We start from the raw sequence: 13,762 nt of genomic DNA, 5'->3' as shown, positions 1-13,762 counted from the left end.
ACATTTCTAAGATCCCTTCTTTTTGTTCCGGGGATGCGCATTCTGGTATACCTTGTTGAGCTCGGCCATACTATTATGGGTATAAACCTGAGTGGCAGCGAGACTGGAATGTCCCAGAAGTTCTTTGACAGCATTTAAATGAGCACCCTGGTTCAATAAGTGAGTAGCAAAGGAGTGCCGCAGGATATGCGGACTCTTCTTTAACTTACTCGAGATACCTCTAAAGTAATTATTAATTGTTCGGTAAACAAGCGAATCATACATTTTAACGCCTGCTCCTGTAAGGAAAAAATAGCCTTCAGAAATGTCATTTTTAACAGCCTTTCTTTCTTCCAGATATTCCTCTACACTGGCCACCACTGTCGGCAAAAGAGGGATGAACCTTTCCTTGTTACCCTTACCTTTTACCTTGAGAATACCTGAAGAGAGATCCATATCCCTGAGTTTGATTCCTATGAGCTCACTGCGTCGTATTCCCGTAGAATAAAACAATTCCACCATGAGCTTATTCCTCACCTCCTCAAAACCGCTGGCCGGAATTTCAAGTAAAGCAGTGTTGATCTCAGTTTCCGAAAAAGGCACCTGTAGCTTTCTGTTCGTTTTCAACGCCCGGTGCTTTGCCAAAGGAGAAACCTCCAGCTGCTTTGTCTTTTGAAGAAAACGATAATAAGCTTTTAAAGATGATATTTTCCGGTTGATACTGTTATTCGAAAGCCCCTCCTCGACAAGCTGCACGATCCAGCTGCGCACCTGGGAGTAATTCACCTCCTTTAGGTCCTCCTGCCCATATGTAGTCTTGATAAAATCAGAAAAAGTCCCAAGATCGGCCTTATATGCAGTGATGGTGTGAACGGAATTCTTCCTTTCCAGCTCGAGATATTCGAAGAAACGGTCGCTTTGATTTTGGGACATAAAAAAAACTGTTGACAAACAAAGTTATTAAACTTTATCTATCAACAGTTAATATTATATACCTAAGAACTCAGGCTTAGGAATTGATACTAGATCTCTTCCTGATCTCTTAGATGCTGAATGTAAGCAGCTTTTTGGATTTGAGCCCTACGTTCTACTGACGGTTTTGTAAATGCTTGACGATCTCTCAACTGACGCATTGTTCCTGTACGATCAAACTTACGCTTAAAACGCTTCAGCGCTCTATCAATATTTTCTCCGTCTTTAACTGGTATAATTAACATAGTGTCACCTCCTTTCTTTAAAAATTAGGGTGCAAAGATAATTTAAATCTCCACTCCCGCAATGTTTCATCTATTTTATTTCAAAAACCTTTATTGATTAGTGTTCAGTGTTCAGTGTTCAGTGTTCAGTATGCAGTGGAAAGAAATAGTAAGAATCCAAAAAATGTTCACTTTTGAATCTTGAATTTTGAACCTTGAATTTTGAACCTTGAATTTTGAATTTCGAACCTATTTAGCTGCCGGCTTATACTCCTTCCCGTCGATGACCATCTTAGCGATGATCTCTCGCAGGATCTCTGATGTACCTCCTCCTATTGGTCCTAAACGGCTGTCACGAAGAAGCCTTGCCAGTGGGTAATCTTCCATATAACCATACCCGCCAAGGAACTGAAGACACTTATAGATCACCTCATCGGCAATTTTAGTGGAAAGCAACTTAGACATACTAGCCTCTTTCACAACGTAAACGCCACGCTCCATTCTCTCGGCAATAGAATAATTGAATTCCTTAGCCATTTCGACTTCACTTGCCATATCGGCATAGGTGTGTCTCAAAGCCTGGAACTTGTCTATCGTTGTTCCAAAAGCCTCTCTTTCTTTCATGTACTGCAGCGTGTAGTCAAGAGCGAATTGAGCCCGGGCATGGGCATTGATTCCCATGATCAATCTTTCAAAAGCAAAATGCTGCATGATATACGGAAATCCTTTTCCTTCCTCTCCCATAAGATTTGAAGCAGGGATCTCCACATTGTCAAATGCAATTTCTGCAGTGTCAGATGCTCTCCAGCCAAGCTTATCGAGTTTTGTAGCCGAAATTCCCGGAGTTTCTCTATCAACAACAAAAATGCTCATTCCCTTGCTCTTCAATTCGGGATTTGTTTTTGCGGCCACGACAAGATAATCTGAGTAAACTCCATTAGTAATAAAAGTCTTGGAGCCGTTGATCACATATTTGTCGCCTTTTTTGACAGCTGTTGTTCTCATACCGGCAACATCACTCCCACCCGATGGTTCCGAAATACATAAACAGCCTATCTTTTCTCCACTAATACTGGGCGCCAGATATTTTTGTTTGATCTCCTCATCCCCTTCTTTGGCAAGATGTGTCATTGCAAGATAAGCATGTGCCCACATAGCTGCCGCAAATCCGCCGCTGTTGATCTTTTGCAATTCCTCTAAAAAGATGACCGTATAAAAGATATCAAGATCCAGCCCTCCATACTCTTCCGAATAATTGAGACCGAAATACCCCATTTCCCCGAATTTCTCCCAGATAAAACGTTCAATAGTGCCGGTTTTTTCCCACTTATCAATGTGTGGCACCACCTCTTTCTGCAAAAATTCCTGAAAGCTTTTGCGGAATAGTTCATGTTCTTCTGTAAAATATCTACTGCTCATAAAATTAGGTTCTGAAGGTCTTTTTATTACTGAAAAAAATTTCAAGGATTGTGAAAAAACTCATTTTTTTCGGTCGATCGTCAAATATAGGGCAATTCTGTCTAATTTTTCTATGGGAAAATTGGTTATCTGCTCAAGTTCCAAGAAATCCTTAATTTCCCCTACCTCTTCCCTATACTTGATGATTGAGCGCGCCTGCTCATAATTGAAATAAGGGAGGCCGGTGAGCTGCATTAATGTCACCTGGTTGAGATCAAATTTTTCAGCCGCCCCTGTCTTGACCTCAAACCGCTGCAGCGCCCGCTCCACCACTTCCGGAGATAAACCATACACATCGTAAAGCTGAAAGTTAGCTCTAAAGCCCCCTAAACTGTTGCGATAATTTACAATCCTGGCAGAGAGTTTTTCTCCTATACCGTTCACCCGTTGAAGATCTGCAGCCGTAGCCGTATTGAGATCTTCTTTGGAAAGAGGTGCCGAAAATGTCACTTTTGACACCTTATTTTCTTCTGAAGTCTTCTGCCGGAACTCAGGAAACCTGAAGGATGGGGAGAGGATCTTCAGCAGAGAATCCGACACTCCCGTCACCTCCTGAAATTCTTCCGCAGAGTTCACCCAAAGATTCCTCTTCCGGTGGTCATGAAGCCGATCGATTTCAGCTACAGACATACCGAGCAGATATCCTTTATAATCTGATATGAAATTTGGATTGAAAGGCAGGATCTCTACGGATTCCTTATCAGCAGCAGCCAGCTTTAGAGAATCTACCGACTGTTGTAATCTCAGCACCATCTCCTCTTCTTCGGGATCAAGAGGTACCTCAGAAGAAAAAGGATAGAAGAAATAGATTAATTGAAGTACAATAATAATTGCTACCAAAACAAAGATCCCATTTTGCTGACTTCTATTGAAAACAAAATGGGATCTCCAGTTATTCATGTATGTTATTTAAGCTTATGAAGCTTTTTTCACCCGCTCTTTTTCCGGCTTATGGAATAATTCTCCGGCTTTTAGTTTCCTGGAGTATTCTTTAAGATCTTTTCTCACCTCACCAGACATGATATAGAGACCGATAATATTAGGGAAAGACATGGCGAGGATCATCATATCTGAAAAATCCAGAACGGCTCCTAAACTTACAGAAGCTCCCACTACAACAAAGACAAGGAAAAGGGCTTTATATATCAGCTCCATTTTTTTGCTCTTTCCAAAAAGGTAAGTCCAGGCTCTCATTCCATAGTAAGACCAGGAGATCATTGTTGAAAAGGCAAAAAGGAAAACCGCTGCGGCCAGCACGTATGGAAACCATGAGATCACACTTCCAAATGCAGTAGAAGTCAACTCAACCCCTCCTACTCCTTCTACTTCGTGCATTCCTGTAAAAATAAGAACAAGGGCAGTAAGTGTACACACCACTACTGTATCGATAAATGGCTCAAGCAAGGCCACAAAACCTTCAGACGGCGGATTGTTCGTCTTGGCAGCTGAGTGAGCAATGGCTGCAGATCCAACTCCTGCTTCATTAGAAAAAGCTGCTCTCTGGAAACCAACGATCAATACTCCAATCACTCCACCTTTGAGTGCGCTGGGGCTAAATGCTCCATCCCAAATTGCAGCAAACGCAGGACCGATATTTTCAATGTTTACACCAATTACTACCAGAGCACCGAGGATATAGACTGCTGCCATTATAGGAACAATCTTACCTGTTACTTTCGCAATACTGCTAATCCCTCCAATGATCACTACTCCCACAAGAATGGCTACTACAACACCAAAGAGGAATCCGTTCCCAACAAGTGCAGGAAATTCACCGGCAAGAATTACAAAAGACTGGTTCGCCTGGAACATATTTCCACCCCCAAATGAGGCCCCAATAGCCAGGATAGCGAAGAAAACAGCCAGGAATTTTCCAAATCCTGCCATGTTTCTTTTTTCAAGTCCATATCGCAAATAATTCATTGGCCCACCAAATACGCGGCCTTCAGAGTTTATAAATCTGTATTTAACACCCAAGGTACACTCTACAAACTTGGAAGACATTCCAAGAAGTCCGGCCACGATCATCCACATTGTGGCACCGGCACCTCCAAGGGAGATGGCTACTGCCACTCCGGCAATATTACCCAAGCCTACAGTTCCCGAAACTGCTGTTGCCAAAGCCTGGAAGTGAGTAACTTGCCCCGGAGCGTTTGGATCATCATATTTTCCTTTTGCAAGATCAAGAGCATGTTTGAAACCTCTAATATTGATGAAGCCCATTCTAATGGTAAAGAACAATGCTCCCAAAACCAGCCATATAACAATAAAAGGAATATCCTTTTGCTGCAGGTCCCCATTCGGGTGAAGTAATGGGATTGGCTCATCATATCTAATCGCCGCTAAATAATGTGCTCCCTGCTCTATGACGTGTTCTACATTCTCCGAATTATAGATCACCCCACCTTCTTCCACTAAATATTCCAGGGTTCCGTTAGCATTGGCGTAGGCGGTAGATTCTTCAACCCCATCCTTGACAACTACTGCGATAGGTTCGCCCTCTTCTACACGTGCTCCTTCAGGTTTTAGCCATTGTTCAAGCACATAGCGTCCATCGGTTTGAGCTTCCCAGTTTGGCGCTGCAACTCTTTTTATATCCGCATAAACTACAGGATCATATATCCCAATAGCCGAAAACGGGTCCCAGAACAAAACGCTCCCCATACTGGCCACTATTGGCGCAAAGGTGCCGTTGAAATGTTCTGTGATAGCTTCTGCAGGTACTTCAAAAGTCTTGGTAACACTATTGTTTGCTGCATCTGTCACAGTCACTGTGTATTCTACACCTTCAACCAGAGCTCCGGCACGGGAAGCATCGAGAGGAGTGCTTTGGTTGGACCACTTATATTGATATGGTGGTGTTCCTCCGGTGACATCTAGTTCAACTAGCCCGTCATTAATGACCTTTGATGGGTTCTCCACCTGGACATCCACCTGCATATCCTGTGCATAAGTCGTCAAAAAGAAAACAGAAAATAATAATGAAAGTATGGACTTTCTCATATAAGAATTTTAGAATAAATATTAAATGGAATTTTCGGCGAAGCAAGATGCTAAAAATATTAACGTTTTCAAATTTTATCTAGTTAAATTGCAAAGAAAACGTTAATCCACAGGAGCTAAGACCTCATGCCTCTCTTAAAGATCAAAAACCGAAGTACGTTTTGAGTAGATCATATCCTTGAACTTCAATAGGAAAGCCAGCGTTAGGTAAATCGCAAATCCAATCCCAAAAGTGGCAAAAGAAAGATATATAAAGAATAAACGTACATTTTTGGCTCTCATCCCCAGCTTATCTGCAAAGCGAGAAGATACATAGAACCCATGTCTCTCGAAGAAATTTCTAATTTGGTTCACCCATTTCTGCATGGGACAAAGATATTAAATTTGAGGTTGTTGCTGCAGGATCTTTAATCCTACTGCACATTTGAGACAGGCTTTTTTATCACAGTATTCTTTTTTTAGCTGTAACAGCGCCTGCGTTTGCAAAGCTCCCGGCGCCACTGAAGGTCTAAGAGACCGAAACCTCCTGATAACCTCATTTTTTTCGGGTGCAATACTTTCAATCAATGGCAGAACCTTTTCAAATCCCTCCTTTCCTTTGTTCTTTAAATAGGAGAACTGTATAGGAACAACGGTGTTAATGATCAACAGATCGAGAAATTGGTAAGTCAGCTTCTTTTTTCTCGGGGAGTGCTTCCGGGTAAAAGTAAAGTGCGAATTCCAGAATTCACTTACATCTGTATTAAAGAGGTCGTATACCTGCTGTGAATTTTTGCACTTTTGAAGAGAAGAAAAAAGCGACCTCTGTTTATGATAAACAGCTGCCAGCTGCACCAGTCTTAATTCGGGAAAATTATCCGGGCGCAGCCTGAAATATTTCACAGGAACCACCCCATCTGAAGATAATTTCAATTTGTGTTTTAAAAAAAGATACTCCTCTTTGAGCAGTAGAAAATAAGGCTCTTCATGACTCCCACTAAGGAGTCCTGCCTGTCCCAGGAGCAAGGATTCCAATTGAAGCAGGTGCAGTTTTCTCGTTACCTTAAATGGAATGGAAGTCGCAATGCTCAAAAAAGCCTCTCCGTTCACATTGAGACCAAAGTTCTTTGCTAACATTTGAAAAAGCACTGCCTCCCAGTCTCCTGCAGCTTTAGAGAGTAATTCCTGAATTAGTGCCGATCTTTTCTCGAGCTTCTCCACATACAATCTTTCCAGCCAATTGTTCAACAGAAAATCATCCACCAGGGAAAAATCTTCCTGACAATTGATCCACTTCAAGGAATTATCACTTCGCAGGTTCCGATATGCGTCAAAGTTTTCGGAAGGAATAAGATCTTTTAACTCTACAACTGCCAGGGGAGAATTATCTTTTCGGAATATTTCCACATCATGCTCCCAGACTACATGAAGGATAACGTTATCATAGGCAGGATCGGTTTCATGACCGTGCATGTACCAATCGGAAGAGCGAAGGTGTATCTCCACATTTCCGGCCCACTCCTGGCCGCCTATTAAAAGCCTCGCATTGAAGAAGTCAGGACCTGAGAGTTCATTATGAGAGCCGGGAGAATTTACCTGAACAGTAGTTCCCTCCACAGTTTTTAGTTCCAGATTGTTGAATTTCTGGAACTGCCACAAATAATGTAAGTAGTCCTCCTGCATCAAATAAAAATATCGAATATTTCCATATCCTTTACACACAGGGTAATTTTAATGCAGGAGAAGCCTTACAAATACTGTTAATCTTTACTGCGTAATTTTTTGCTTGACTTCAGCATAGAAATGTTCCACCCAAAGCCTGTACATTTTCCCACTCGGGTGAAGTTGATCATCAGCAATAAGATCGGGTTGATTAGCTGCTTCTCTTGAGATGGGGGTAATGTTGTAGAAATCTACTCCAAACTCTGAAGCCACCTCTTCAAATACCTTGTTGAATTCATCGAGCTCCCGTGCGATCTCCTCAGCATTTTGTGCACCAAAAGGAGTCACACCATAGTCGGGTATGCTCACAGCAAAAACTCCGGACACTCCCTGTTTTGAGTATGTGATGGCTCTTTTGAAAACCTCATAAAGATCTTCCCTGTACTCATCTATGGATTTTCCCTGGTATTGGTTATTCACTCCAATTGAGACAGATACCAGATCGTATTTTTCATCTTTAAGCTGCGAATCTATGGCACGCAGAAGATCCTGTGTGGTCCAGCCCGTAGTGGCAATGATCTTTGGATCCTGAACAGCAATTCCATCAGTTCTCAATCTTTCGGTAAGCTGCACCGGCCATCTTTCTTCAGGCTCAACACTTTCCCCGATTGTATAGGAATCTCCAAGTGCAAGGTAGGTCAAGGTTGGCTCCCTCACCTCATTGTCCACCTCTGGTGCACTTTCTTCTTTACAGCTCACGATGCTTACCATCAACAGGCAAGCCAGAAAAATTCTTCTCATAATTGTCTTTTTTAACAGCACTAAAATATACTATTCTTCCGCAGCAGCACAACTGCAGGATCTTTTTTAGAAGATAACTGACCGGAACCGGCGGTTTGAGAAATCCTAATTCCCGGTTAAACCGGCTGCTGATGAAAAGAATATTCCGGTAAAAATTCTATCTTATTGCAAAACCTTTCTCTATGCAAGATAAACAGCAGGTTCCGGAGGAAAACGCTCCTTTACAGGACAATAAAGATCCAAAAAGTAGATCGGAAGGCCGGTTCATTACGGGTCTCAAAAAAGTGGGATTTAACGTGTGGCTGGCAGTGATGATCATTGGCGGAACCCTGGCATTTATTACTGCATTGTTCCTGTTATGAAAAAGATCCTGCTGCTCTTTAGCATATGCCTCACGCTCTTTCTACTGAATTTACTACTGCTCAGCTTCTGCAGTGATCTTCCGGCCTTTTTCTCCTCTTACCTCAATGACCTCCTCTACCTTCCAATCGTATTGAGTATTTGCTATTTTGTGATCAGGTGCTTCAGCAAAAATAAGCAGGTTAATATTTCCCTTTTTTCAGCCTTCTCTCTTGCCACGCTTTATTCAGTTTATTTCGAATATTATCTTCCGGAGGTGAAAGTGCGCTACACTTCAGATTTTATTGATGTACTGCTTTACTTCGCAGGAGCATTTATTTTCTGGCTGGTTCAAAGATTGGAAAGCAAAGACATTTCAGCAATAAAAAAAGCTGCCTAAAACAGACAGCTTCCTGTATTTTCCAAAAAACGTCTTGTTTCTTGTTTCTTGTTTCTTATTTCTTGGTTCTTATTCTATATATCCCATTTTCCGCATCCAGTCATCGTTGAACATTTTGCCAACGTAGCGACTGCCGTGATCATGGAAAAGAATAACTACCACGTCATCCTTTTTAAAATGCTCTTTTAGCTGCAGCAAACCTTTCATGGCAGCTCCCGCGCTATTCCCCAGGAACATTCCTTCTTCCTTCGCAAGTCTTTGGGTGTAGATGGCAGCATCTTTATCGGTCACCTTTGTGAAGCCGTCAATGATCCCGAAATCAACGTTCTTGGGAAGGATATCCTCTCCAATTCCTTCAGTCACATAAGGATAGATCTCGTTCTCGTCAAATTCCCCTGTTTCGTGGTATTTTTTAAAAACTGAGCCATAAGTATCAACTCCCCAAACCTTTACATTCGGATTTTGTTCTTTCAAATATTTTCCAACGCCCGAAATTGTTCCGCCGGTACCAACGCCTACTACAAAGTGGGTCACTTTTCCGTCAGTTTGCCTCCAGATCTCTGGTCCGGTGCTTTCGTAATGGGCCTTTGTATTGGAAAGATTATCGTACTGGTTCACATACCAGGAATTCGGAGTTTCTTCAGAAAGACGTTTTGAAGTAGAATAATAGGATTGAGGATCATCTGGCGCGACATCGGTTGGACAAACCACCACCTCGCTACCTACAGCCCGTAAAATGTCAATTTTCTCCTTGGATTGTTTGTCGGCCATAACACAAACCATGCGGTAACCTTTTACAATTGCGGCAAGAGCGAGGCCCATGCCGGTATTCCCTGAAGTTCCTTCTATAATGGTCCCTCCCGGTTTCAAAAGTCCGGCAGCTTCGGCATCTTCGATCATCTTCACCGCCATGCGGTCCTTTACCGAATTCCCCGGATTGAAGGTTTCATATTTTGCAAGCACCAGTGCATCTATACCTTCCGTCAGTTTGTTGATCTTGACAAGCGGCGTATTTCCAATAGTACCAAGTATATTTTCAGCGTATTCCATTTCTCATTTTTTGCGGCTGCAAAGGTAAGAAAAAATGCAGCTTTATAAAGACTTCAAAAGGGGTGCCGAAAATGCCATTTTTGATACCCTATCTAGTCGAATTTCATGGCCTTTACAGGAGAGATCCTGGTGATGATATAAGAAGGAATGAGCAGCATGAGCATACATAGCAGTAAAGTCCCCAGGTTTACCCCGAGAATGTATTCCCACCCAATGTACACAGGCGCCTCAGTCACATAGTAGGTTTCCGGATTAAGCGGAATAAGCTTCAGGTATTTCTGGGCGAACAGGAGTCCGAGGCCGATAAGATTCCCCCAGAAAAGCCCCAGTAGGATCAAATATCCTGCGTTGTACAAAAATATCTTTCTAATGCTCCAGTCACTGCTTCCCAGCGCTTTCATGATTCCGATCATTTGGGTTCTTTCGAGAATTAGAACCAGTAAGGCTGTGATCATATTGATCCCGGCCACCAGGATCATAATGCCGATTATGAGAGCAATGTTGAAGTCGAACAGGGATAACCATTCAAAAATGGAATAATACTGCTGTTTTATGGTTCGGGTATCCAGAAAGGAACCTGTATTTTCATAGATCTCCCGACCTTTCTCATCGAGCTGGCTGAAATCCTTCAGAAAAACCTCAAAATTTCCTACCTGGTCACTTTCCCAGCGATTGATCCGTTGTACATGCCGTATATCGGCAAGCATATATAGTTCATCAAACTCCTGAAAGCCCGAATTGTAGATTCCGGTGATCTCGAAAGCCCGCGTAAGAGGATTCCGGCTGGTCTCGTCTCTCAAAAAATAAGTAACTGCCTTGTCTCCCACCTCCAAACCCAGCCTGTTTGCGGTATAGCTGGAGATAAGGACTTCGCTGTTCAAACTTCCGCTAACATCGGGCATTTGCCCTGCAATGAGGAAATCCTCAAAATAATCCCAATTGAAATCTGTTCCTACACCTTTGACAATTATGCCTTCAAAATCTGTTTCAGTTCGAATAACTCCGCCCAGGTAAGCTGTTGCCTGTACGTGCTCAATACCTTCAACCGCTTCAAATTCGGGATAAAAATCCTGATCGGTCGAAATGGGCATCAAAGAAACCTGCGAATTGTTGTTGTCATAGCTGGAGATAGTGACATGCCCCGTAAAAGCCGACATTTTTTCCCTTATCTTTTGCTGAAGTCCAATTCCGGTTGCAAAAGCCACGAGCATCATGATCACCCCAATGGCAATGGCCACTATGGCTATTTTTATTATAGGGGCCGATATGCTACTTTTGTGTTGCTTCGCACTTATAAGGCGTTTGGCGATAAAGAATTCCAGATTCAAGAGTAGCTATGAGTTTAAGATTTTTCAAAAGTACATTTTTATTCCTACTTATCACCGCCACGGCCTGCGGAAACAATTCGGGTAAGCCTTCAGCAAATTCTACTGAAGCTGATACCATTTCTTCTGCTGAAACTTCTCAAAAGCTGAAGCTGGGCGCTGAAAGAACTGCCTTTTATTTGCCCTTTTTGAAAGGCAAGAAAGTAGGGCTCGTTGGGAACCAAACCAGTATCATTCCTACGGAAGCCGGAAATGTACACCTGGTGGATACTCTTCTTGCCCTTGATGTTGATCTTCAAAAAGTCTTCGCTCCGGAACATGGATTTCGCGGTACTGCCGATGCCGGGGAGGCCATCGAAGACGGGAAAGATCCCCGCACGGGGCTTCCCGTAATCTCGCTTTACGGAAACAACAAAAAACCAACTCCAGAACAATTAGAAGGTCTTGACATTTTAATATTCGATCTTCAGGATGTCGGTGCCAGGTTCTACACCTATATTTCGACGCTTCATTACGTCATGGAAGCAGCGGCCGAAAATGGTGTGCAGGTGATGGTCTTCGACCGGCCAAATCCCAACGGACATTACATTGACGGACCGGTTCTTGAACCTGAACACAAAAGTTTTGTTGGTATGCATCCTGTTCCTGTGGTCCATGGAATGACTATTGGGGAATATGCAAAAATGATCAATGGAGAAGGGTGGTTAAAAGGGAATATTCAGGCGCCTCTGCAAATCGTGGAATTGGAAAGTTACAACCGCAATGAACCGTATATACTACCGGTAAAGCCCTCCCCAAACCTGCCGAATGCAACAGCCATCAATCTTTACCCCAGCCTTTGCTTTTTTGAAGGCACTAGCGTAAATGCGGGAAGAGGAACTTCAAAACAGTTCCAGGTCTTTGGCTCTCCTTTTTTACCGGAAAAGGAATTTCCCTTTTCTTACGTTCCTCAATCCAACGAGGGAGCAAAATCTCCAAAACACCTCGGAAAAACCTGTTATGGAAAAGACCTTTCCGACGCTCCACGCCTCAATTTTCTTAATCTGGAGTGGCTGATAGAAGCCTACAACCACACCTCTCAAAAAAGGGATTTTTTCAATTCCTTTTTCACTAAACTCGCCGGTACGGAAAAACTTCAGCAGCAAATTAAAGAGGGGTTGAGTGCATCTGAAATTCGTAGCACCTGGACTTTGGGTTTAAAAGAATTTGAAGAAGTGAGAGAGAGGTATCTTTTATACGATTAGGTGTTGCGGGTTGCGGGTTTCCTGTTGCCGGTTTCCTGTTGCCGGTTTCCTGTTACCTGTTAAAATGTTTTGGGTTGGGGTTGCGGGTTGCGGGTTGCGGGTTGCGGGTTGCCGGTTGCCTGTTGCCGGTTGTGTGTTGTGGGTTGAGGGTTGCGGGTTACGGGTTGTCTGTTTCCTGTTGCCTGTTGTCTGTTGCCGGTTGTGGGTTGTGGGGTGAGCGTTGCGGGTTGCGGGATGCGGGTTGCGGGTTGCGGGTTGTGGGTTGCGGGTTTCGGGTTGCGGGTTGCGGGTTGCGGGTTGAAATTATATTTTCCAGGAAGCTTCTACATATTTTAATAAGGAATTAATTTTTGCTCCAAGATTATTATAATCCTTTTTTAGGTGAAGGTGGTCCTGCATTATAGATGGATAAAGGTGGATCAGCTTTTCTAGATGATTAAGAGTTTCATCATTACTTGAATGAGAATAAACCAAAAACTTTATAAAATCACCTTTGTATCTTCTCCGTCCATATCCTTCCACGATGTTAGTATTTACTGAATCTGAAGAACGACGAATTTGGCTCCCGAGCTCGTAAAGCTCATATTTAGGCAATTGGAGGCTTAGAGAATGAACCTTGTAGAAGAGGTTCAGAGATAATGAGTAAATTTCCAGTTCTTTATATGAATTTGCCATTCCAGCTATTTTTATGGATTTAAATCTAAAAGGTAACATAAATATTTTACCGGGAGGTAACCCAAAACTCGCAACCCGGAACAAAAGAAATCAAAAACAACCTCACGTGCTATAACAGGGTTAAAACAGCAGAACTATGTCTTCAATGCTCTGCGTTTCATCTCCTCCACAATCTTAAACGCCGCCGGGCAAATGGCTACATTCTTTAATGTAAGATTGGAGATCTTGTGGAAGTCTTTGCGGTTGGTATGCGGGAATTCACTGCAGGCTTTGGGCCGCACGTCGTAGATGAGGCAGTAATTATCAGGGGCGAGAAAGGCGCAGGGAACTTCCTGTAACACGTAGTCATTGTCCTCATCTATTCGCAGATACTGATCTATGAACTGCTGCGGCTTTTGACGTAGATGTTTGGAAATACGTTCAATGTCCTTATTTGTAAAAAGAGGTCCGGTGGTTTTGCAGCAATTGGCACAAGTGAGACAATCGGTTCTTTCAAACTCCTCCTCGTGCAGCTCCTGCATTTGAAGATCTAAATGCTTTGGCGGCTTCTTTTTAAGCTGTTGGAAAAATTTCTTATTCTCCTTATGTTTATCTTTGGCCCTTTGCGGAAGCCCATTTAATTCATCCTGCATGCCGCAAAGATAAACAGAA

15 protein-coding genes are annotated in these 13,762 nt (G+C 42.8%); 3 read left to right on the top strand and 12 right to left on the bottom strand.

Translation table 11 applies throughout. The annotated features are described in order from the left end of the window. Positions 1–6: 6 nt before the first annotated feature. The 8 genes from VR862_RS13385 to VR862_RS13350 form a co-directional block, all read right to left on the bottom strand. Positions 7–912 (bottom strand): tyrosine-type recombinase/integrase, encoded by a 906-nt coding sequence (locus VR862_RS13385; RefSeq protein WP_324721502.1) that lies wholly within the window; start codon positions 910–912, stop codon positions 7–9. 89 nt (positions 913–1,001) lie between these two features. Next, a complete protein-coding gene (rpsU, locus tag VR862_RS13380) occupies positions 1,002–1,196 on the bottom strand; it encodes a 30S ribosomal protein S21 (protein WP_029035711.1) in 195 nt (64 codons plus the stop codon). Positions 1,197–1,424: 228 nt separating this feature from the next. Then, positions 1,425–2,594 (bottom strand): acyl-CoA dehydrogenase family protein, encoded by a 1,170-nt coding sequence (locus VR862_RS13375; RefSeq protein WP_324721500.1) that lies wholly within the window; start codon positions 2,592–2,594, stop codon positions 1,425–1,427. A gap of 60 nt (positions 2,595–2,654) precedes the next feature. Beyond that, positions 2,655–3,533 (bottom strand): ComEA family DNA-binding protein, encoded by an 879-nt coding sequence (locus VR862_RS13370; protein WP_324721499.1) that lies wholly within the window; start codon positions 3,531–3,533, stop codon positions 2,655–2,657. A gap of 15 nt (positions 3,534–3,548) precedes the next feature. Further along, on the bottom strand, positions 3,549–5,636 hold the full coding sequence (locus VR862_RS13365; RefSeq protein WP_324721497.1) for an amino acid carrier protein: 2,088 nt from the start codon (positions 5,634–5,636) through the stop codon (positions 3,549–3,551). A gap of 135 nt (positions 5,637–5,771) precedes the next feature. Next, a complete protein-coding gene (locus VR862_RS13360) occupies positions 5,772–6,002 on the bottom strand; it encodes a PspC domain-containing protein (RefSeq protein WP_324721496.1) in 231 nt (76 codons plus the stop codon). A gap of 12 nt (positions 6,003–6,014) precedes the next feature. Further along, the gene (locus VR862_RS13355) at positions 6,015–7,337 is read right to left on the bottom strand and encodes a DUF2851 family protein (protein WP_324721495.1); all 1,323 of its coding nucleotides are present in this window, start codon (positions 7,335–7,337) and stop codon (positions 6,015–6,017) included. A 45-nt stretch (positions 7,338–7,382) separates the two neighbouring features. Continuing rightward, positions 7,383–8,078 (bottom strand): SGNH/GDSL hydrolase family protein, encoded by a 696-nt coding sequence (locus VR862_RS13350; protein ID WP_324721494.1) that lies wholly within the window; start codon positions 8,076–8,078, stop codon positions 7,383–7,385. Between the two features lie 182 nt (positions 8,079–8,260). On the opposite strand from VR862_RS13350, the gene VR862_RS13345 reads away from it, so the two are divergent. Both VR862_RS13345 and VR862_RS13340 read left to right on the top strand, forming a co-directional pair. Continuing rightward, positions 8,261–8,440, top strand: coding sequence for a hypothetical protein (locus VR862_RS13345; protein WP_324721493.1), 180 nt, complete (start codon positions 8,261–8,263; stop codon positions 8,438–8,440). After that, positions 8,437–8,817 (top strand): hypothetical protein, encoded by a 381-nt coding sequence (locus VR862_RS13340; RefSeq protein ID WP_324721492.1) that lies wholly within the window; start codon positions 8,437–8,439, stop codon positions 8,815–8,817. Before VR862_RS13345 ends, VR862_RS13340 begins: the two co-directional genes overlap by 4 nt. A gap of 69 nt (positions 8,818–8,886) precedes the next feature. Here the strand turns inward: VR862_RS13340 and VR862_RS13335 are convergent, their stop codons facing one another. After that, positions 8,887–9,867 carry a PLP-dependent cysteine synthase family protein gene (locus tag VR862_RS13335; RefSeq protein WP_324721491.1) on the bottom strand — a complete coding sequence of 327 codons (981 nt, stop codon included), beginning with the start codon at positions 9,865–9,867 and terminating at the stop codon, positions 8,887–8,889. Between the two features lie 92 nt (positions 9,868–9,959). Next, entirely contained in the window at positions 9,960–11,195 is a 1,236-nt protein-coding gene (locus VR862_RS13330; RefSeq protein WP_324721490.1) for an ABC transporter permease, read from the bottom strand. 8 nt (positions 11,196–11,203) lie between these two features. Here VR862_RS13330 and VR862_RS13325 point away from each other — a divergent pair, with 8 nt between their 5' ends. Then, on the top strand, positions 11,204–12,436 hold the full coding sequence (locus VR862_RS13325) for an exo-beta-N-acetylmuramidase NamZ family protein (RefSeq protein WP_324721489.1): 1,233 nt from the start codon (positions 11,204–11,206) through the stop codon (positions 12,434–12,436). Between the two features lie 303 nt (positions 12,437–12,739). Here the strand turns inward: VR862_RS13325 and VR862_RS13320 are convergent, their stop codons facing one another. Then, entirely contained in the window at positions 12,740–13,111 is a 372-nt protein-coding gene (locus tag VR862_RS13320) for a four helix bundle protein (RefSeq protein ID WP_324721488.1), read from the bottom strand. 134 nt (positions 13,112–13,245) lie between these two features. Continuing rightward, positions 13,246–13,743 carry a YkgJ family cysteine cluster protein gene (locus VR862_RS13315; protein ID WP_324721486.1) on the bottom strand — a complete coding sequence of 166 codons (498 nt, stop codon included), beginning with the start codon at positions 13,741–13,743 and terminating at the stop codon, positions 13,246–13,248. Between the last annotated feature and the right edge of the window lie 19 nt (positions 13,744–13,762).

Origin of the sequence: Salinimicrobium aquimaris (genome assembly GCF_035607535.1) — a bacterium.
Taxonomy (GTDB): Bacteria; Bacteroidota; Bacteroidia; order Flavobacteriales; family Flavobacteriaceae; genus Salinimicrobium.
Note: the sequence above shows the minus strand (reverse complement) of the source record. Positions and strands in the feature narration are given on the sequence as shown.